Annotated in this window: 21 protein-coding genes, 1 other RNA gene and 1 pseudogene; 14 read left to right on the forward strand and 9 right to left on the reverse strand. The window is 60.0% G+C overall.

The window, feature by feature from the left end:
* Nucleotides 1–139 precede the first annotated feature (139 nt).
* Nucleotides 140–1,606, forward strand: coding sequence for a 4-hydroxy-3-polyprenylbenzoate decarboxylase (gene ubiD, locus BK659_RS17450; RefSeq protein WP_123426241.1), 1,467 nt, complete (start codon nucleotides 140–142; stop codon nucleotides 1,604–1,606).
* Complete coding sequence (locus tag BK659_RS17455; RefSeq protein ID WP_123426242.1) at nucleotides 1,606–2,583, forward strand: CDP-6-deoxy-delta-3,4-glucoseen reductase; 978 nt, start codon at nucleotides 1,606–1,608, stop codon at nucleotides 2,581–2,583. The genes ubiD and BK659_RS17455 overlap by 1 nt, the downstream gene beginning before the upstream one ends.
* Here BK659_RS17455 and BK659_RS17460 read toward each other — a convergent pair.
* Nucleotides 2,580–3,059, reverse strand: coding sequence for a sn-glycerol-3-phosphate transporter (locus BK659_RS17460; RefSeq protein ID WP_123426243.1), 480 nt, complete (start codon nucleotides 3,057–3,059; stop codon nucleotides 2,580–2,582). The genes BK659_RS17455 and BK659_RS17460 overlap by 4 nt on opposite strands.
* Before the next feature lie 342 nt (nucleotides 3,060–3,401).
* Here BK659_RS17460 and BK659_RS17465 point away from each other — a divergent pair, with 342 nt between their 5' ends.
* Nucleotides 3,402–4,040: a gamma-glutamylcyclotransferase gene (locus BK659_RS17465; RefSeq protein WP_123426244.1), complete on the forward strand. Its 639-nt coding sequence runs from the start codon at nucleotides 3,402–3,404 to the stop codon at nucleotides 4,038–4,040.
* Here the strand turns inward: BK659_RS17465 and glpT are convergent.
* On the reverse strand, nucleotides 4,037–5,386 hold the full coding sequence (glpT, locus tag BK659_RS17470) for a glycerol-3-phosphate transporter (protein WP_054594577.1): 1,350 nt from the start codon (nucleotides 5,384–5,386) through the stop codon (nucleotides 4,037–4,039). The genes BK659_RS17465 and glpT overlap by 4 nt on opposite strands.
* Before the next feature lie 328 nt (nucleotides 5,387–5,714).
* On the opposite strand from glpT, the gene BK659_RS17475 reads away from it, so the two are divergent.
* Nucleotides 5,715–6,323, forward strand: coding sequence for an energy transducer TonB (locus tag BK659_RS17475; RefSeq protein ID WP_123426245.1), 609 nt, complete (start codon nucleotides 5,715–5,717; stop codon nucleotides 6,321–6,323).
* A 125-nt stretch (nucleotides 6,324–6,448) separates the two neighbouring features.
* Here the strand turns inward: BK659_RS17475 and BK659_RS17480 are convergent, their stop codons facing one another.
* Nucleotides 6,449–7,057, reverse strand: a complete 609-nt coding sequence (locus BK659_RS17480) for a flagellar basal body-associated protein FliL (RefSeq protein ID WP_259740276.1) — start codon at nucleotides 7,055–7,057, stop codon at nucleotides 6,449–6,451.
* A gap of 57 nt (nucleotides 7,058–7,114) precedes the next feature.
* A complete protein-coding gene (locus tag BK659_RS17485; RefSeq protein ID WP_123426246.1) occupies nucleotides 7,115–8,092 on the reverse strand; it encodes an NADPH:quinone oxidoreductase family protein in 978 nt (325 codons plus the stop codon).
* A gap of 151 nt (nucleotides 8,093–8,243) precedes the next feature.
* Between BK659_RS17485 and BK659_RS17490 the strand changes: the two genes are divergently transcribed.
* Nucleotides 8,244–8,651: a flagellar basal body-associated protein FliL gene (locus BK659_RS17490; RefSeq protein WP_123426247.1), complete on the forward strand. Its 408-nt coding sequence runs from the start codon at nucleotides 8,244–8,246 to the stop codon at nucleotides 8,649–8,651.
* Nucleotides 8,652–8,794: 143 nt separating this feature from the next.
* Here the strand turns inward: BK659_RS17490 and BK659_RS17495 are convergent, their stop codons facing one another.
* A complete protein-coding gene (locus BK659_RS17495) occupies nucleotides 8,795–9,247 on the reverse strand; it encodes an EVE domain-containing protein (protein ID WP_123426248.1) in 453 nt (150 codons plus the stop codon).
* A gap of 198 nt (nucleotides 9,248–9,445) precedes the next feature.
* On the opposite strand from BK659_RS17495, the gene BK659_RS27780 reads away from it, so the two are divergent.
* Entirely contained in the window at nucleotides 9,446–9,607 is a 162-nt protein-coding gene (locus BK659_RS27780; protein ID WP_185015404.1) for a hypothetical protein, read from the forward strand.
* 43 nt (nucleotides 9,608–9,650) lie between these two features.
* Here the strand turns inward: BK659_RS27780 and BK659_RS17500 are convergent, their stop codons facing one another.
* The 4 genes from BK659_RS17500 to BK659_RS17515 form a co-directional block, all read right to left on the reverse strand.
* Nucleotides 9,651–10,256, reverse strand: coding sequence for a 5-formyltetrahydrofolate cyclo-ligase (locus BK659_RS17500; protein ID WP_123426330.1), 606 nt, complete (start codon nucleotides 10,254–10,256; stop codon nucleotides 9,651–9,653).
* An 87-nt stretch (nucleotides 10,257–10,343) separates the two neighbouring features.
* Nucleotides 10,344–10,522, reverse strand: a non-coding RNA gene (gene ssrS, locus BK659_RS17505) — 6S RNA.
* Nucleotides 10,523–10,552: 30 nt separating this feature from the next.
* Entirely contained in the window at nucleotides 10,553–10,870 is a 318-nt protein-coding gene (locus tag BK659_RS17510) for a cell division protein ZapA (protein WP_123426249.1), read from the reverse strand.
* Complete coding sequence (locus BK659_RS17515; protein ID WP_123426250.1) at nucleotides 10,867–11,076, reverse strand: TIGR02449 family protein; 210 nt, start codon at nucleotides 11,074–11,076, stop codon at nucleotides 10,867–10,869. Before BK659_RS17515 ends, BK659_RS17510 begins: the two co-directional genes overlap by 4 nt.
* A 127-nt stretch (nucleotides 11,077–11,203) precedes the next feature.
* On the opposite strand from BK659_RS17515, the gene BK659_RS17520 reads away from it, so the two are divergent.
* From BK659_RS17520 to gcvT, 8 genes and pseudogenes are all read left to right on the forward strand, one after another.
* Complete coding sequence (locus tag BK659_RS17520) at nucleotides 11,204–11,761, forward strand: YecA/YgfB family protein (RefSeq protein WP_123426251.1); 558 nt, start codon at nucleotides 11,204–11,206, stop codon at nucleotides 11,759–11,761.
* A 27-nt stretch (nucleotides 11,762–11,788) separates the two neighbouring features.
* Complete coding sequence (pepP, locus tag BK659_RS17525) at nucleotides 11,789–13,123, forward strand: Xaa-Pro aminopeptidase (RefSeq protein ID WP_123426252.1); 1,335 nt, start codon at nucleotides 11,789–11,791, stop codon at nucleotides 13,121–13,123.
* Nucleotides 13,120–14,307, forward strand: a complete 1,188-nt coding sequence (gene ubiH / locus BK659_RS17530; RefSeq protein WP_123426253.1) for a 2-octaprenyl-6-methoxyphenyl hydroxylase — start codon at nucleotides 13,120–13,122, stop codon at nucleotides 14,305–14,307. The genes pepP and ubiH overlap by 4 nt, the downstream gene beginning before the upstream one ends.
* 4 nt (nucleotides 14,308–14,311) lie before the next feature.
* Nucleotides 14,312–14,398 (forward strand): annotated as a pseudogene (locus tag BK659_RS28050) (tetrameric acyl-CoA thioesterase); the annotation flags it as partial.
* A gap of 9 nt (nucleotides 14,399–14,407) precedes the next feature.
* Nucleotides 14,408–15,625, forward strand: a complete 1,218-nt coding sequence (locus BK659_RS17540; RefSeq protein WP_185015407.1) for a 2-octaprenyl-3-methyl-6-methoxy-1,4-benzoquinol hydroxylase — start codon at nucleotides 14,408–14,410, stop codon at nucleotides 15,623–15,625.
* A gap of 251 nt (nucleotides 15,626–15,876) precedes the next feature.
* Nucleotides 15,877–16,878: an extracellular solute-binding protein gene (locus tag BK659_RS17545; RefSeq protein WP_123426255.1), complete on the forward strand. Its 1,002-nt coding sequence runs from the start codon at nucleotides 15,877–15,879 to the stop codon at nucleotides 16,876–16,878.
* Between the two features lie 124 nt (nucleotides 16,879–17,002).
* On the forward strand, nucleotides 17,003–18,619 hold the full coding sequence (locus tag BK659_RS17550; protein ID WP_123426256.1) for an ABC transporter permease: 1,617 nt from the start codon (nucleotides 17,003–17,005) through the stop codon (nucleotides 18,617–18,619).
* Nucleotides 18,620–18,774: 155 nt separating this feature from the next.
* Nucleotides 18,775–19,857, forward strand: coding sequence for a glycine cleavage system aminomethyltransferase GcvT (gcvT, locus tag BK659_RS17555; RefSeq protein WP_123426257.1), 1,083 nt, complete (start codon nucleotides 18,775–18,777; stop codon nucleotides 19,855–19,857).
* Nucleotides 19,858–19,878 lie beyond the last annotated feature (21 nt).

Consider the following 19,878-nt stretch of genomic DNA (forward strand, 5'->3'; position numbering starts at 1 on the left):
CGAGCGGGAATGCGAAAGCCGGGGAAACCCGGCTTTTTGCTATCTGATTTTTGATGATTTGCCAGGTCACTCTTCTGAACGGGTGGGTTCGAGGCTAAACTCATGCCCCCGAACGCCATGGCCAAAACGAGGCTAATGCATGCAGTATCGCGACTTGCGCGACTTTATCAGCGGCCTGGAACAGCGCGGCGAGCTCAAGCGCATCCAGGTTCCGGTGTCACCAGTGCTGGAAATGACCGAGGTCTGCGATCGCACCTTGCGGGCCAAGGGCCCGGCGCTGCTGTTCGAAAACCCGACCGGCTATGACATTCCCGTGCTTGGCAACCTGTTCGGTACGCCTGAGCGCGTGGCTTTGGGCATGGGCGCCGAAGCCGTCAGCGAACTGCGCGAGATTGGCAAACTGCTGGCCTTCCTCAAAGAGCCTGAGCCGCCAAAGGGTCTGAAAGACGCCTGGTCCAAGCTGCCGATCTTCCGCAAGATCATCGCCATGGCGCCGAAAGTCGTCAAAGACGCGATCTGCCAGGAAGTGGTCATCGAAGGCGATGACGTCGACCTGGCGATGCTGCCGGTGCAGACCTGCTGGCCCGGCGATGTCGGCCCGCTGATCACCTGGGGCCTGACGGTCACCAAAGGTCCGAACAAGGATCGCCAGAACCTCGGCATCTATCGCCAGCAGGTGATCGGCCGTAACAAAGTCATCATGCGCTGGCTGAGCCACCGTGGCGGCGCGCTGGACTACCGCGAGTGGTGCGAGAAGCATCCGGGCCAGCCGTTCCCGGTGTCCGTGGCGCTGGGCGCCGACCCTGCGACCATACTGGGTGCCGTGACGCCGGTGCCGGACAGCCTGTCCGAGTACGCCTTCGCCGGCCTGTTGCGCGGTAACCGCACCGAGTTGGTGAAGTGCCGTGGCAACGACCTGCAAGTGCCGGCCACCGCCGAGATCATCCTCGAAGGCGTGATCCATCCGGGCGAAATGGCTGACGAAGGTCCTTACGGCGACCACACCGGCTATTACAACGAAGTCGACAGCTTCCCGGTGTTCACCGTCGAGCGCATCACGCACCGCATCAAGCCGATCTACCACAGCACCTATACCGGCCGTCCACCGGATGAGCCGGCGATCCTTGGTGTGGCGCTGAACGAAGTGTTCGTGCCGATCCTGCAAAAGCAGTTCCCTGAGATCACCGACTTCTACCTGCCGCCCGAAGGCTGCTCGTACCGCATGGCCATTGTGACCATGAAGAAGCAGTATCCCGGCCACGCCAAGCGGGTAATGCTCGGTGTCTGGTCGTTTTTGCGACAGTTCATGTACACCAAGTTCGTTATCGTCACTGACGACGATATCAACGCCCGCGACTGGAACGACGTGATCTGGGCCATCACCACGCGCATGGACCCCAAGCGCGATACGGTGATGATCGATAACACGCCGATCGACTACCTCGACTTCGCCTCGCCGATTTCCGGCCTGGGGTCGAAGATGGGGCTCGATGCCACGCATAAATGGCCCGGTGAAACCACCCGCGAGTGGGGCCGGGTGATCGTCAAGGATGAGGCGGTGACACGCCGGATCGATGCCATCTGGAATCAGTTAGGAATAGATTGATGCGTGTAACCTTGCAGCCGTCCGGAGCAGTGCTTGAGATACTGCCCGGCGAGCGGATTCTCGATGGGGCGCGGCGCCTGGGCTATGAGTGCCCGCAAAGCTGTCGTAATGGCAACTGCCACGTTTGTGGAGCGTTGCTGGTTGAAGGCCGGGTCAAGCAGTCAGGCGATGTGCGCGACCACGGCGAGTTCTACACTTGCATAGCAGAGCCGCTGGAAGACTGCATCGTATTGTGGGATGGCGTCCTTGCGCTGGGAGAGCTACCGGTGCGCAGCCTGTCGTGTCAGGTCACTGAATGCATAGACGTTGGCGGCGATACCTGGCGGGTTCGACTGCGGGCTCCGGCTGGCAAGCCGCCGCGCTATCACGCTGGGCAGTACCTGCTGATCGAGCGCGAGAATGGCGAAAAATCTGCCTTCTCATTGGCCTCGGCACCGCACTCGGGGCGAGATCTGGAAATTCATGTGCTGGCGCGCGAAGCCAGCGCACTGAGCCTGATCGAGCAGTTGCAGCGCAATCGCATGGTGCGCATCGAAATGCCCTTCGGCGATACGCATCTGGCCGAATTGCCTGAGAGTCCGCTGGTGTTGATGGCTGCGGGTACCGGCATGGGGCAGATCCACAGCCTGATCGAGCATTGCCGGGCCAAGGGTTTCAAGCATCCGGTGCATTTGTACTGGGGTGTGCGGCGACCGGAAGATTTTTATCAGATCGAGCATTGGGATGAATGGCTGAAGCTGCCCAACCTGTTCCTGCACAAGGTCGTCAGCGATCTGTGCGGTTGGGAAGGGCGTTGCGGCATGTTGCACGAGGCGGTTTGCGAGGATTTCCCCGATCTGAAATCCCTGCATGTGTATGCCAGTGGTTCGCCGGCGATGGTTTACGGCACTCTGGACGCCTTGGTCAACGCCGGGATGGACGCCCACCAGATGCGCGCTGACGTCTTCGCCTACGCGCCCCGACCGCAAGCAAGCTAGAAGCGCACGCCGGTGGTGATCATCGCGGCATTAAAACCGAGCAGAACCAGCTCGGCGGCCACCGGACCGTAATGCGCGCCCAGTGATGGAATGATCACGGGCGCTACGCCGAAGTGGTTGAGCGGAATCTTGTCCTTGTACTCGCCGCTGTAACCCTGAAGTAATCCACCGGTCAGCTTTATATACACCGGATAGTCGGCGCTCTCGTAACGCTTCCCCGCATAGGCGTAATACGAGCGCTGACTGAACGAGTTACGAAAAGTCGCTGCGCCAAACAACCAGCCGGATGCTTCATTGCGTTCAAGGCCGATCAGGTCCTGATTGTTATTGTGATCGGGGTCTGGCGAATAGTGCTTGGTGTAGAGGCTACCTTGCAGGTACCAGAAACCCTTGTCTTCCCGAGTCGGGCTTTCTACTGCCAGCGCCGGGGTGGCCAGCGCCAGTAACAGCAGACCGTACATTTTCAGGTTTTTCATCTTGCGACCTCTATTGGTAATTCGGCTTGCGCCTGTGGAGGCTGCTATACGCCTGCATTCAAAGAAGGGGCGGCAGGGTATCAGACGAATACGTCAGAAAGATCTGTTAAGTGACGGTTGATTCTGAACGGCCGCAAGGCTTATGCATATTTCATTCGGGTATTTAAGGTATTTCCCAAAGAGTATTAGGCTATATATCAGGCTCCTTCATGGGTTGCAGTCCTTGATATAGAAGGGTCATACGTCCTTTAGCACTTTTCGTTTTACGTTTACTGCTATATGTTCTATGACGTTAATCTTACTTACATCTTGTAATACTTGTGGGACTGAACACCCTTTGCCATGACCGCCATTGAATCTGCTTGTTTGAATCTGGCTTACCCTCCGCGGCTCGATCTGGGCGCGCAGCTGACTCACGAACAATTGCTCAGCTCGATGCAGTCCACCATGGCTCGGCACAAGGGTGGGCCGGTCTGGTTATTCGCTTATGGTTCATTGATCTGGCGCCCGGAATGCACAGCCGTCGAGCGGGTGCGCGGGCGCGTGCATGGTTACCATCGCGGCTTGTACCTGTGGTCCCACGAACACCGCGGTACGCCGGAAATGCCGGGGCTGGTGTTTGGTCTGGATCGCGGCGGCTCTTGCAGCGGCTTTGCCTATCGGTTGCCCGAGGAGCAATTGGAAGCATCGCTGTACGCACTTTGGCAGCGCGAAATGCCGGTGCCGTCTTATCGCCCGCACTGGCTCAATTGCCGGCTGGAAGACGGAAGCAAGGTTCAGGCATTGGGGTTTGTTTTGGAGCGGCACCTGCCCAGCTACGCCGGCAACTTGCCGGACCATGTGCTGAGCCAGGTGTTCGAAAGCGCTTGCGGGCGTTACGGTACCACTCGCGATTATGTCGAGCAGACTGCACACGCCCTGCGCAGCCACGCCATGCCAGACCGGAATCTGGAGGCGCGGCTCAAGCGCTGCAAGGCTTAAGCGAGTGCTTCACGACCCTGACTGGCGACTTGCTTGTGCCACAAAGTCGGTGCCAGGCAAGCCATCGCCAACAGACACGCACCGACCAGCAACACGAAACCGCCATCCCAGCCGAAGTGGTCCACGGTGTAGCCCATCGCTGCACTGGCCGCGACCGACCCGCCCAGATAACCGAACAAACCGGTGAAACCCGCAGCAGTGCCGGCGGCTTTCTTCGGCGCCAGTTCCAGCGCTTGCAGGCCGATCAGCATCACCGGGCCATAGATCAGGAAGCCGATAGAGAACAGCGCGATCATGTCGATGGTCGGGTTGCCGGCCGGGTTCAGCCAGTAAACCAGGGTCGCCACGGTGACCAATGCCATGAACACCATGCCGGTCAGGCCACGGTTGCCGCGGAAAATCTTGTCCGACATCCAGCCGCACAGCAGCGTGCCCGGGATACCGGCCCACTCGTAGAAAAAGTACGCCCACGAGGTTTTATCCACGTCGAAGTGCTTGGCTTCCTTCAGGTAGGTCGGCGCCCAGTCCAGCACGCCGTAGCGCAGCAGGTAGACAAAGACGTTGGCCATGGCGATGTACCAGAGCATTTTGTTGCGCAGCACGTACTTGACGAAGATTTCCTTGGCGCTGAATTCGTCTTCGTGGCTGGCATCGTAGCCTTCCGGGTAATCGTTCTTGTACTTCTCGATAGGCGGCAGGCCTACCGATTGCGGGGTATCGCGCATCACCATGAAGGCGAACACTGCCACCAGCAAGGCCACGGCTGCCGGGACGTAGAACGCCGCGTGCCAGTCGTTGAAAAGGCCCATGCCAAGCAGGAACAGCGGGCCAATCAGGCCGCCGCCGACGTTATGCGCGACGTTCCAGACCGACACCACGCCACCACGTTCCTTCTGCGACCACCAGTGCACCATGGTCCGGCCGCTCGGCGGCCAACCCATGCCCTGGGCCCAGCCGTTGATGAACAGGAGGATGAACATCATGGTCACGCTGGACGTTGCCCAGGGTGCGAAACCGAAAATGAACATGACCCCGGCCGATACCAGCAAGCCAAAGGGCAGGAAGTACCGCGGGTTGGAACGGTCGGACACCAGGCCCATCAAAAACTTCGACAAGCCGTAGGCAATCGCGATTGCCGACATCGCCAGGCCCAACTGGCCACGGGTGTAGCCTTCGTCGATCAGGTACGGCATGGCCAGGGAGAAGTTTTTGCGCAGCAGGTAATAACCCGCGTAGCCAAAGAAAATCCCGGCGAAGATTTGCCAGCGCAAGCGCCGGTAGGTGCTGTCTACGTGTTCTTCAGGCAATGGAGCCTGATGTGCGGCAGGACGAAAGAAAGCAAACATTCAAGAGCTCCAAATTTCTTGTTTTGACTGCGGATGCGAATGTTACAGTTTCGTTACCGAAGATGGCACCGTTTCTCATCTGTAAAAAAGACGCAAATGAACAAAATCGCGCGTTCTTTTATGAACATGTCGCTCAGATGTAAGGAGAGGGCGGCGTAGGAATAATTACCCGAAGGCCTGAGTGCGGTTCTTTCGCGCAACGTAGGGCGAAGATTTAGGAAATGTCCTGGGTTCAGATGAGAGGTCATCGCATTTAGCTTCTGGGGTTTGAGCCTTAACCTTCGTACTGATGCCAAATTCGGTATTTCAGTCGCAAGGGAGTGGGGTTATGCGGTGGTTTATGTTGTTTTTTTTACTGGTATTGTCTGGTGCTATCCGGGCCGGGGAGGTGTTTTTGATACCGGAAAACAATCCAAAGCCGCTTTACCCCAGGGCGCTTCACAGAGCAGGGATTACCGGCGATGTGCGGGTCGGTTTTACCGTTCATGCCGATGGGTCAGTCAACAAGATCAATATTCTTCAAAGCGACCATCCAGATCTCGCCGAAGCGACCAAGGTCGCGATAGGGCAGTGGCGGTTCAAACCGTGGACGGTTGAAGGTGACAAACCAGCCGAACTGGAAATTATTGCGCCGATGGTTTTTCTACTTGATGCACCGAATGGCATCAACCAGTGGCTCAAAGAGCTGAAATGCAGCGAGGTCAACAAGGGCCTTGTTGGTACCGTGGATTACCACTGGATCGATTTAGCTGCGTTTCATTACACCCGTGCTTATCTGTCGAATGGGTTTCCCCAAGGACAATTGTCGACAGAACAACGTCTGGCGATGATCGCCAAACTGAATAGACGTGTGCCGAGTATTGCCAGGCAATGTCTGGAGTACCCAGCCTCCAGATACATGAGGTTGCTGCCGGAGGAGATTCGTAGGTTGCTTTAGAGACAAAGTAAGCAGCGTCGCCGTCGACGGCGGTGACGCTGCTTTGTTTCAGACAGTGTAAAGCGATGAGGAATCAGCGAGCCTGCACCTGCACTTGAATGAAGCCTTGGTCGGTTTCTCTATAATCAGCTGCCATCTCCGGGCAGCAGATGTTCCTGGACCTTCTGGCTATGGGATTCGACCAATTGCCCCTGGTCGTCGAAGCGCAACACGATCAGCCAGTTATAGACGTCCTCTGGCCAGGATTTCTGCCCGGTCAACGCTTGGCCATCGCCACCGAACGCTTCGATCAAATTGTCGATATGCCCGTGATGCCAGGCGATCAATACGACCGAGGCCTGGTTCTTCTTGCCCAGCGATTTGACCAGTTTGTCGACTTCTTCATCGGCATAGGGTTGCTCGATCGGAATGTGCAGGCGTTGCGACAGCGGTGTCAGGGTCAGCCGTGGTCGTGCGCTGGACTTGCTGTCGCTGGTGGCGATCAGTCGTTGCGGTACCAGGTTCTTGCCGCCCAGCTGCAGCGGGTTGAAATAGTGCGCATAAGCCTCAGCGCGCTGCTCGCCACGAGGGCTTAATCCTGTGCCCTGATCGGGCTTTTCCGCGTGCCGGACGATCAGCACCGTGACATTTTTCAGGCCCTGAGCGGCCTTGTCACTCTGATTTGCCGGTGCCTGCGTTGAAGTCACCAGCGCAGGCAAGACAGCCAGACCCAATAACAATTTACGCAGCATCATGCTCAACCTCCGTCCTGTGATGGGTAAACAGACTCGAAGCGTAGCAGGGAGTCTGGTTCACCGTACCTGCACCACCACCTTTCCAACGGCCTTGCGCTGGCCCAGATCATTGATGGCGTTGGCGGCCTGAGCCAGCGGATACACCTGCGACACCAGAGGCTTGAGCTTGCCTTCGGCGAACCAGCCAAACAGTTGCTGGAAGTTTGCGGCGTTGTCTTGCGGCTGGCGCTGGGCGAAGGAACCCCAGAACACGCCAACGACTGCGGCGCCTTTGAGCAGGGCGAGGTTTACCGGCAGTTCCGGGATGCGTCCGCTGGCGAAACCGACCACCAGCAGGCGACCGTTCCAGGCAATGGCGCGGATCGCCTGGTCGAACAGGTCGCCACCCACCGGGTCGTAGATCACGTCGGCACCGTTGCCGTCGGTCAGGCGTTTGATTTCGTCCTTGAGGTTGGCTTCGCTGTAATTAATCAGCTCGTCGGCGCCGGCAGCCTTGGCCACCGCGAGTTTCTCGGCGCTGCTGGCGGCAGCGATGACCCGGGCGCCCAGGGCTTTACCGATTTCCACGGCGGCCAGGCCCACACCACCCGAAGCGCCGAGCACCAGCAGGGTTTCCCCCGGTTGCAGGTTGCCACGCTGTTTCAGCGCGTGCATCGACGTGCCGTAGGTCATGCTGAACGCGGCGGCGGTGTTGAAGTCCATGGACGGCGGGATGGGCAGTACGTTGTAGCCCGGCACCGCGACTTGCTCGGCAAAACTGCCCCATCCGGTCAGTGCCATGACCCGGTCACCGACCTTGAGGTGGCTGACCTTTTCGCCCACCGCGCTCACCACTCCAGCGGCTTCACCGCCCGGCGAAAACGGGAAGGGTGGCTTGAACTGGTATTTCCCCTCGATGATCAGCGTGTCCGGGAAGTTCACCCCGGCCGCATGCACGTCCAGCAGGATTTCGTTCTTCTTGGCGGCAGGACTGGCGACTTCTTCCAGCACCAGCGATTCGGCAGGGCCGAAGGCTTTGCACAGCACGGCTTTCATCAGGGCTATTCCTTTGGGAGTGATGGCCGATAAGTGTAGGTGTGTGAGTCGACGGGTCAACGAGCATGCCCGACCCTGATAGTCAGCCATAAGCTTTGTGCTTGGGCTGCGGGTCGCTATGCTAGGCCGCAAACCGGATTAGGAGCGAATTGTGAAAGCGTGGATCATGTTGATGCTGGCCCTGTCTCTGCCTGTGGCAGCGATGGCCGAGGAAGCCAAAGAAGGCGAAGCGCCGAAAGTCAGCTATATCAGCCTGACCCCACCGTTCGTGGGTAACTACGGGCTGGATGGCACCCCGAAGCTCAAGGTCTACAAAGCTGATGTGGCGTTGCGGGTAACCGGTGACGAAGCGGTCAAGGCGGTGAAGGCCAACGAGCCGTTGATCCGCAATCAGCTGGTGGCGCTGTTCGCCCAGCAAACCACTGAAACCATGAGCAACGTCGAAGCGAAAGAGAAGTTGCGTCAGGAAGCCTTGAAGCAGACCCAGCAAGTGATGAATGACGAAACCGGCAAACCGGTGGTTGACGACCTGTTGTTCAACAACCTGATCATCCAGTAAGTCCTTCGCTGTTCGGGCGGCCCTCATCGCGAGCAAGCTCGCTCCCACACTGAAACGGTGTCAGTCCACAGTATTGTGAACGGCACTAATCCCCTGTGGGAGCGAGCTTGCTCGCGATAGCATTTGTGCAGTCGCCGCATTACTCACGAACGCAACACCAACACCGCAGCCCATTGCTCGGCCGTCACCGGCATCACCGATAGTCGTGAGCCTTTCTGCACCAACGGCATTTCTGCCAGCGCCGTTTGCTGCTTCAGATAGTCGAGCTTCAGCACCTTGCCAAACGTCTCGATATGGGCGACGTCGATCGCGCTCCAGGCATTTTTCTCGGGCGTGGCCTTCGGGTCGAAATAAACACTCTCCGGCTCCAGCGCCGTCGGGTCCGGATACGCCGCTTCAATGATTCGCCCGATCCCGGCGATGCCCGGCTCGGGGCAGCTGGAGTGATAAAAGAAAAACTCGTCGCCGACCGCCATGGCCCGCAGAAAGTTGCGTGCCTGATAGTTGCGAACACCGTCCCAGCGGGCTTCGCCGAGCTTCTCCAGGCCTTTGATCGAGAGCTCGTCGGGCTCGGATTTCATAAGCCAATAGGCCATCTTTTTTGCTCCGAAAGCGGTGGCCGGAAAAGGTGCCCGGCAATTTTATGACAAACCGACGGTCGGTTGACGCCAGCGTTTGCGTGTCGCTTCACGTTACCGCAAAATGCCGGACTTTTAAGCGAGACGCGGCAAGCACGGCCTATTTCGGCAACCGTTGCTGTCATCGTGTGCGACATGCCTTGAGGGGGGCAATCGATGAAACGCAAACCGGATTTACTGTGGATTTTAGTCATTGTGTTCGGCCTGGGCGTCGTAACCACGGGTTATGCGCAAAGCCTGTGGGCGAACAAGACCGATGCGCCGATCGAAGTCGCGCAACTGCAACAGCAACAACATCTAAAGCCGCACAAGCGCTAAAACCGAAGCAAGCGACGCCGCTGATGGCGGTGGCGTCTGAAGTCTAGCCTGCGAAATACCACTTCCTGTCAGTCACCGTTCCTTGCAACGGTACATCCCAGCTCGCTTGAGCCAGTTTTTCGACTTGCTGACATTCATGGGCCAGACCCAGCAGCGTCGGCTTGCGCCAGTTTTTGCGGCGCGCCAGATAGGCCAGGCTGCGATCATAGAAACCGCCGCCCATTCCCAGGCGTCCACCGTGTTCGTCAAAACCGACCAACGGCAACAACACCAGGTCCAGTGCCCAGACCTTGCGTTGCCTGGCCTGGTTGACCCGTGGTTCGAGAATGCGAAAGCGGTTGGGCCGCAGCTTTTCGCCGGGGCGAATCCGCTGGAAGACCATCTTGGTCCGCGGCCAGGCACTGAGTACCGGCAGATAGGTCGCCTTACCCCGGCGTTGAGCGGCACGCAGCAGCAGGCGCGGGTCGATTTCACCGTCGGTGGGCAGGTACAGGGAAATGTGTTTGGCGCGGCGAAACAGCGGATGCTGCGCCAATTGCCGATACAGCCCGCGTGCGGCCTGGCGTTGCTCGCAGTGCGAGAGTGCGCGACGGGCCTTGCGCAGCATGCGTCGAAGTTGCGGGCGGGAAAGCGGCGCAGGTTCGGTCATCGTCATGGGCTGTTCGAGTGTCGAGGGCAGCAGATTGATGCCTTCGTAAAAAGCCGATGCCAGCAAAAACTGGCATCGGCTTGAATCAGGCTCCCCGGATGAACCGCTGTCGACTTAGCCCTTGAACCCGAAAGTTCAAGGTGGAAGATGCAGTAGACCTTAAGGCTTTCCGTCTAGCGGACATGCACACCGGCCCAACGTGCAACTTCCAGGGTAGTGCGAATCGGCTCAGGGACATCGCCAACTGGCAAGCACCCCAGGGAGTGGCGCGAGTATACCGCAACCACCCTCAGGAATCAGCCCTTGCTGACATCCGTATCGGTGGCGAGCACCAGATCCACGCGTTCGAGCAGATCGCGCACCTGCTCGCGAGTCGAGCCGCTGGCCTGCACATCAGGACGTTCCTGGGTGTGCAACAGATCGTGAGTGATGTTCAGCGCGGCCATCACGGCGATACGATCGGCGCCGATGACTTTGCCGCTGCTGCGGATCTCGCGCATTTTGCCGTCCAGGTAACGGGCGGCGCTCACCAGGTTGCTGCGCTCTTCCTGGGGGCAAATGATCGAGTACTCTTTATCGAGGATCTGCACGGTAACGCTATTGCTTGAACTCATGAGTCTTGCTCCAGGGCTTTGAGGCGCGAAATCATCGATTCGACCTTACGCCGGGCGATTTCGTTTTTTTCAATGAGATGAGCGCGTTCCTCGCGCCAGGTCTTTTCCTGAGCTAATAAGAGTCCGTTTTGGCTCTTAAGTTGCTCGACTCGGGCAATTAGCAGCTCGAGTCTGGCCATCAGCGCTTGCAGGTCGTTGTCTTCCATAGTGTTCCACGGGATTTGTCTGATGGGCGGTAACTGGCGGACAGCCTTTAATAGTCTTGGCGAGTCTGTCGATGTAGGATACAAGGCCTTCATTCTAGACATAGCGCCGTCTGGCGCCTAGCTGCCCATGACCATTCAGAATTCCCCGTATAACGCCTTCGCCACCCTGCTGAGCTCCAGCGGCCATCCTTGCTCCCCTGCCGAGCTTCACGGCGTGCTGCTGGGCCGCAGTTGCACCGGTGTCGGCTTTGATGCCGACACCTGGTTGGCTGACGTCGCCGAGCTGCTGGAAACCGAACCGGCCGATAACGTACGCAACGCGCTGATCGGCCTGCAAGAAATGGTCAAGGGCGAGTTGACGGGCGACGACGTCACCGTGGTCCTGTTACTGCCGACCGACGACGCGCCGCTCACCGAACGTGCCGCTGCGCTGGGCCAATGGTGCCAGGGCTTCCTCCACGGCTTCGGCGTGAACGCGGGCGGCCTGGAACTGAGCAAAGATGCCCAGGAAGTGCTGCAAGACCTCGCCGCCATCGCTCAGGTGCAAGATGCCCTGGAAGAATCCGAAGACGGCGAAGGCGACTACATGGAAGTGATGGAATACCTGCGCGTCGCGCCATTGCTGCTGTTCGCCGAGACCAAGAAACCGGCGCAAGCCGCTGCTGCCAAACCTTCTCTGCACTGATCGTTTGTAAGGGACTTCCATCTGCCCATGATTCATATCCCTAAATCGGAATACACCCGCCGCCGCAAGGCGTTGATGGCGCAGATGGAACCCAACAGCATCGCAATCCTGCCGGCCGCCGCCGTGGCGATCCGCAACCGCGACGTCGAGCACGTTTACCGTCAGGACAGCGACTTCCAGTACCTGAGCGGTTTTCCCGAGCCTCAGGCGGTCATCGTATTGATGCCCGGCCGTGAGCATGGCGAATACATTCTGTTCTGCCGTGAACGCAACGCCGAACGCGAACTGTGGGACGGCCTGCGTGCCGGGCAGGAAGGCGCGATCCGCGATTTCGGTGCCGACGACGCCTTTCCGATCACCGACATCGACGACATCCTGCCGGGCCTGATCGAAGGCCGTGACCGGGTCTATTCGGCCATGGGCAGCAACCCCGAATTCGATCGTCACCTGATGGACTGGATCAACGTGATCCGCTCCAAGGCGCACCTGGGCGCCCAGCCGCCGAACGAATTCGTTGCGCTGGATCATCTGCTGCACGACATGCGCCTGTATAAATCGGCGGCAGAAGTGAAGGTGATGCGCGAAGCCGCACGGATTTCCGCGCAGGCCCACATTCGCGCCATGCAGGCCAGCCGTGCCGGCTTGCATGAATTCAGCCTGGAAGCCGAGCTCGATTACGAGTTCCGCAAAGGCGGGGCAAAAATGCCGGCTTATGGTTCGATCGTTGCCGCCGGGCGTAACAGCTGCATCCTGCATTACCAGCAGAATGACGCGCTGCTCAAGGATGGCGATATGGTGTTGATCGACGCCGGTTGCGAGATCGACTGCTACGCCAGCGACATCACCCGCACCTGGCCGGTCAATGGCAAGTATTCGCCGGAACAGAAGGCGATCTACGAGTTGGTGTTGGCGTCGCAGGAAGCCGCGTTTGCCCAGATCGCACCCAACAAGCACTGGAATCAGGCGCACGAGGCGACGGTTCAGGTGATTACGGCCGGTCTGGTGAAGCTCGGTTTGCTGCAGGGCGACGTAGACGAGTTGATCGCCAGCGAAGCCTACAAGGCGTTTTACATGCACCGCGCCGGCCATTGGCTGGGCATGGATGTGCATGACGTCGGCGAGTACAAGGTCGGCGGTGAATGGCGGGTGCTGGAAGTCGGCATGGTGTTGACTGTCGAGCCGGGCATCTACATTTCCCCGAACAACATGAGCGTGGCGAAGAAGTGGCGCGGCATTGGCGTACGCATCGAGGATGACGTGGTGGTAACCAGACAGGGCTGTGAAATCCTGACCAACGGCGCGCCGAAAACGGTCGCCGAGATCGAGGCCTTGATGGCCGCTGCGCGGACTGAAGCCGCATGAGCAGAGTCAATCTGGCAATCATCGGTGGCGGTCTGGTGGGCGCCAGTCTGGCGTTGGCCTTGCAGGCCGGTGCCCGTGCCCGTGGCTGGAAGATCGTGCTGATCGAGCCGTTCGCGCCTGGCCATACCTACCAGCCAAGCTATGACGCGCGCTCTTCGGCGCTGTCCTTTGGTGCTCGGCAAATTTATCAGCGGCTGGGCCTGTGGCAGGAAATCTCCCGCCGCGCCGAGCCGATCAAACAGATTCATGTCTCCGACCGTGGGCGTTTCTCTACCGCGCGGCTATCGGCCATGGAAGAGGGCGTTCCGGCCCTGGGTTACGTGGTGGAAAACGCCTGGCTGGGCCAATGCCTCTGGCAGGGCCTGGACAAGGACGTGATCAGTTGGCGCTGCCCGGCCGAAGTCACGCGCATGGAGCCGTTGGAAGACGGTTACCGCCTGACCCTCAACGACGAAACCAGCCTTGAATGCGACCTCGCGGTGCTGGCCGATGGCGGCCGTTCGGGCTTGCGCGAGCAGCTGGGGATCGGCGTCAAAAAGCGTCCATACAATCAAAGTGCGTTGATCGCCAACATTACCCCGAGCGAAGCCCACAACGGCATGGCGTTCGAGCGCTTCACCGATGATGGCCCCATGGCCTTGCTGCCGCTACCGGAAAACCGCTGCGCGCTGGTCTGGACTCGCCTGGGCATGGACGCGCAGCGTCTGGCCGCACTCGATGAGCGCAGCTTTCTCAGCGAGTTGCAGGGCGTGTTCGGTTATCGCCTCGGCACCCTCAAGCAGGTCGGTGCGCGGCATCTGTACCCGTTGTCGCTGATCGAAGCCGAAGAGCAGGTGCGTCCGCATCTGGCCGTACTGGGCAACGCTGCCCACAGCCTGCACCCGATTGCCGGCCAGGGCTTCAACCTGTCGCTGCGCGACGCCAAGGCCCTGGCCGAAGCGCTGCTCGCCAGCCAGAGCACGCCGGGTGACTTCGCCACCTTGCAGGCTTACCGCGAACGCCAGCGCCTGGACCAGAACCTCACCGTGGGTTTCTCCGATCAGGTCACCCGTTTGTTCGGCAGTACCCAACCGCTGGTATCGCTGGGCCGCAACATCGGCCTGTTGGGCCTCGATCTGTTGCCGCCGGCCAAACGCTGGTTCGCTCGGCAAGCGATGGGGTTGGGAACACGTTCCGATGGTTGAGTGGTTGCAGGTCGATGTTCACGACGGCTTGGTGGCGCGGGTCGATAAAACTTTTTACGTGCGGCTCAAGCCGCAAGCGAGACAGGCTTAAAGCATGGAAATGCGCGCAGATCTGCTGATTGTCGGGGCCGGAATGGTCGGGAGCGCGTTGGCGCTGGCGTTACAGAACAGTGGGCTGGAAGTCCTGCTGCTCGACGGCAGCCCCATGAGCGTCAAACCCTTCGACGCGCAGTCGGCGTTCGAGCCTCGAGTGAGTGCCTTGTCGGCCGCCAGTCAGCGGATCCTCGAACGTCTGGGTGTGTGGGAAGGCGTCGTCAGTCGGCGCTGCAGCGCTTATACCGACATGCATGTCTGGGACGGCAGCGGCACCGGGCAGATTCATTTCTCGGCCACCAGCGTCCACGCCGAGACGCTCGGGCATATCGTCGAGAACCGGGTGGTGCAGGATGCGCTGCTCGATCGCCTGCATGATTGCGACCTGGGCCTGCTGGCCAATGCGCGCCTGGAGCAGATGCGCCGTTCCGGCGACGACTGGCTGCTGACCCTGGCCGATGGCCGCACGCTGCGTGCACCGCTGGTGATCGCGGCTGACGGCGCCAACTCGGCGGTGCGCCGCCTCACCGGTGTCGCGACTCGCGAGTGGGATTACCTGCATCACGCCATCGTCACCAGCGTTCGCAGTTCGCTGGCGCACCAGATGACGGCCTGGCAGCGTTTCACCGACCATGGTCCGCTGGCGTTCCTGCCATTGGCGCGTGACGGCCAGCAAGACTGGTGCTCGATCGTCTGGTCGACCACCCCGAGCGAAGCCGAGCGGCTGATGGCGCTGGACGACGAAGGTTTTTGCCGTGAACTGGAGCGCGCCTTCGAAGGGCGCCTGGGCAGTGTGCTGAGCGCCGACCCACGACTGTGTGTGCCGTTGCGTCAGCGCCATGCCAAGCGCTATGTGGCTGAAGGCCTGGCGCTGATCGGCGACGCCGCTCACACCATTCACCCGTTGGCCGGGCAGGGCGTCAACCTTGGCTTCCTCGATGCCGCGGTGCTGGCCGAAGTGCTGTTGCACGCGGCCAGCCGTGGCGAGCGCCTGGCAGATGTGAAAGTCCTCAGCCGCTACGAGCGTCGGCGCATGCCCCACAACCTGGCGCTGATGGCGGCGATGGAAGGCTTTGAGCGCTTGTTCCAGGCTGACCCTTTGCCGCTGCGCTGGTTGCGCAACACCGGATTGAAAATGGTCGACCAGATGCCCGAAGCCAAGGCGTTGTTCGTGCGCGAAGCGCTTGGATTGATCGGGGATCTGCCGGAGCTCGCCAAGGCCTGACATTTTGCGTCGGAGCTGATGCCCTCATCGCGAGCAAGCTCGCTCCCACACTTGATCTTCTTTGTTCACACGAATGTGCGCTTCAAGAAGATTCCCTGTGGGAGCGAGCTTGCTCGCGATGGCGGCGGCACATTCACCATCAATCGCCGGTGGTGCAACATCCGGTAACTCCTCCACGGCGGGATCGGTTGAGAAGCTAAATGTGAGTCCTTATCATTTCGGCTCATTTTTGATTTCGAGAGACCGCTCCCATGTTGGCACCGAAGCGTCTACTGACAGCCCTCGCCCTGACCCTGGTCGGCACCACCGCTCAGGCCGCTGACGAGGTGGTGGTCTACTCCTCGCGTATCGACGAACTGATCAAACCGGTCTTCGATGCCTACACCCAAAAAACCGGCGTAAAGGTGAAATTCATCACCGACAAGGAAGCACCGCTGATGCAGCGCATCAAGGCCGAAGGCGAGAACGCCACCGCCGACCTGCTGCTCACCGTCGATGCCGGCAACCTCTGGCAGGCCGAGCAAATGGGCATCCTGCAGCCGTTCACCTCGAAAGTGATCGATACCAACATTCCACTGCAATACCGCGCCGCTTCTCACGCCTGGACCGGTCTGAGCCTGCGGGCGCGGACCATCGCCTATTCCACCGACCGGGTAAAACCCTCGGACCTGACCACCTACGAAGCGCTGGCTGACAAGCAGTGGGAAGGTCGTCTGTGCCTGCGTACCGCGAAGAAGGTCTACAACCAATCGCTGACCGCGACCCTGATCGAAACCCATGGCGCGGAAAAGACCGAAGAAATCATCAAGGGGTGGGTTCGCAACCTGTCCACTGACGTGTTCTCCGACGACATCGCCGTACTGCAAGCGATCAGCGCCGGGCAGTGCGACGTCGGTATCGTCAACACTTACTACTATGGCCGTCTGCACCAGCAGAAGCCGGACCTGCCGGTCAAACTGTTCTGGCCGAACCAGGCTGACCGTGGCGTACACGTGAACCTGTCGGGCATTGGCCTGACCAAATACGCGCCGCACCCGGAAGCCGCCAAGGCTCTGGTGGAATGGATGACCACGCCTGAAGCGCAAAAAATCTTCGCCGACGTCAACCAGGAATTCCCGGCCAACCCGACGGTGAAACCGTCCGCTGAAGTCGAGGCCTGGGGCACGTTCATCCCGGACACCCTGCCGGTTGAAGTCGCTGGCCTGCGCCAGGCTGAAGCCATCCGCCTGATGGACCGCGCGGGCTGGAACTGAGTCCGAAGCACTAAAGATCAAAAGATCGCAGCCTGCGGCAGCTCCTACAGGGGAACACAAACCCCGCGTAGGAGCTGCCGCAGGCTGCGATCTTTTTGCGTGATTCCCCCCAGAGAGCTTTGCCTTGGCCCATCCCGCCCAACGCCGTTGGTATCCGCTGGTTTTCGTCGTTGCCGCTCTGGTGCTGCTGCCGCTGAGCGTGTTGCTGCTGTCGTGGCAAACCGTCGATCTGCAGATCTGGTCGCACCTGTGGGACACCCAGATGCCGCGCCTGCTGGGCAACACCCTGACGCTGATCCTCGGCGTCGGAGTAGGCGTCACGCTGTTGGGTGTGAGCCTGGCGTGGCTGACCAGCCTCTGCGAGTTCCCCGGGCGACGCTGGCTGGACTGGGCGCTGATGCTGCCGTTTGCGATCCCGGCCTATGTGCTGGCGTTCGTTTTTGTTGGGCTGCTGGATTTCTCAGGCCCGGTGCAAACCCTGCTGCGTGAAGGGTTCGGCAGCGGTTTGCGGCTGCCGCGTGTGCGCTCCACCGGTGGGGTGATTCTGGTGTTGGTGCTGGTGTTTTATCCCTACGTCTACCTGCTGGCGCGCAGCGCATTTCTGGCTCAGGGCAAAGGTCTGATGGAGGCTGCGCGAGTGCTCGGTCAATCGCCGTGGCAAGCATTCTGGCGCGTGGCGTTGCCGATGGCGCGGCCGGCGATAGGTGCCGGAGTGGCCTTGGCGTTGATGGAGACACTGGCGGATTTCGGTGCGGTATCGGTATTCAATTTCGACACTTTCACCACGGCGATCTACAAGACCTGGTACGGCTTCTTCAGCCTGTCGAGCGCCGCACAACTGGCCAGCCTGTTACTGCTGGTGGTGATGTTGCTGCTTTACGGCGAACGCCGCGCTCGCGGCGCCAGCCGGGCGAGTAACGAACGTCCCAGGGGCAAGGCGCTCTATCACCTGCGCGGGTTCAAGGCCGTAGCCGCCACCGGTTGGTGTGGGCTGGTGTTTGCCTGCGCGTTTGTCATTCCGTTGCTGCAACTGGTGGTGTGGTTCTGGCAGCGTGGGCGCTTCGATCTGGATGAGCGTTACGCCGGGCTAATCACGCATACGTTGTACCTGGGCGCCATGGCCGCTGTGATCACCGTCAGCGTCGCGTTGCTATTGGCGTTTGCCCGGCGCCTGGCGCCGACGCGGGCGATTCGCTCCGGGGTCAGCCTGGCCAATATCGGCTACGCCTTGCCGGGCTCGGTGCTGGCGGTATCGATCATGTTGGCGTTCAGCTACCTGGACCGCGAACTGGTGGTGCCGCTGTCGGGCTGGCTCGGCGGTGCAGGCAAACCGTTGCTGTTGGGCAGCCTTTCGGCGCTATTGCTGGCGTATCTGGTGCGATTTATCGCAGTGGCCTACGGGCCGCTGGAAAACAGCCTGGCGCGGATTCGTCCGTCGTTGCCGGAAGCTGCACGCTGTTTGGGTGTCAGTGGGCCACGACTGTTTTTCAAAGTGTATCTGCCGCTGTTGCTGCCCGGTACGTTGAGCGCGGCGTTATTGGTGTTCGTCGATGTGCTCAAGGAAATGCCCGCGACCTTGCTGATGCGCCCGTTTGGCTGGGACACGCTGGCGGTGCGGATCTTCGAAATGACCAGCGAAGGCGAGTGGGCGCGGGCGTCATTGCCGGCGCTGACGTTGATTCTGGTGGGCCTGTTGCCGGTTATCGGATTGATCAGACGTTCGGCACATCGAAACGGCTAGGTGCCAGTCCTACACCTTGCGGCTACAATGCGCGGCATTCGGTGCGGTTCGTCCTTCAGACCAGGTTGCTGAAATTGGCTGGAAGCCCTCTATTTCAAGGCTTTCAACCACGCAGCGCCTGTCCGTACCTTCGCCACGCCCGGAAGGAGAAACCCATGGGACAGCGTACGCCTCTGTATGACCTTCATCTCGCACTCGGCGCGAAGATGGTCGATTTTGGCGGTTGGGATATGCCACTGCATTACGGCTCGCAGGTCGAGGAACACCATCAGGTGCGCCGCGACTGTGGGGTTTTCGATGTATCCCATATGACCGTAATCGATGTCAGCGGCCCTCAGGCCAAGGCCTGGCTCCAGCATTTGCTGGCCAATGATGTCGACCGTCTGCACAGCGTCGGCCGTGCCTTGTACAGCACCATGCTCAATGAACGGGGCGGGGTGGTCGACGATATGATCGTCTATCGCCTGGAAGACGCTTACCGCTTGGTGGTGAACGCCGCCACCCGTGATCAGGACATGGCCTGGATGCAGGCCCAGCTCGGCGCCTATCAGGTGCAACTGCACGAGCGCAGCGAGTTGGCGATGCTGGCGATTCAAGGTCCGCAAGCGCGGCAAAAGATCGCTGAACTGGTGACCCAGTCCCGTGGCACGTTGATCCAGCAACTCAAACCCTTCGAAGGACACTGTGACGGCGACTGGTTTATCGCCCGTACCGGTTATACCGGCGAAGACGGTCTGGAGATTGCCTTGCCGGCCGATCAGGCGCCGGGATTCTTCAACGATCTGATCGGTGCGGGTATATCGCCCATCGGTCTCGGCGCCCGCGACACGCTGCGCCTTGAGGCCGGAATGAACCTTTACGGTCAGGACATTCATCAGGATGTCTCACCGCTGGCGTCCAATATGGCCTGGAGCATTGCCTGGGAACCGGCCACTCGTCAGTTCATCGGCCGCGTAGCACTGGAGGCCGAACGGGCCGCCGGTGTGAAGCACAAACTGGTCGGTCTGGTGCTCGAAGAACGTGGGGTTTTACGCGCCCATCAGGTGGTTCGCATCGCTGATGTTGGCGAAGGGGAGATCACCAGTGGTAGTTTCTCTCCTACGCTTAGCAAATCGATCGCCCTGGCGCGGGTGCCGATGGCGACCGCCGACCGGGCAGAAGTGGAAATTCGTGGCAAGTGGTACCCGGTTCGGGTGGTCAAACCGACCTTCGTGCGTCACGGCAAAACCCTGATTTAACTTTTTCTGGCGGGCCAACAC

Source organism: Pseudomonas brassicacearum, from assembly GCF_003732225.1.
In the GTDB taxonomy this organism is placed as follows: domain Bacteria; phylum Pseudomonadota; class Gammaproteobacteria; order Pseudomonadales; family Pseudomonadaceae; genus Aquipseudomonas; species Aquipseudomonas brassicacearum_E.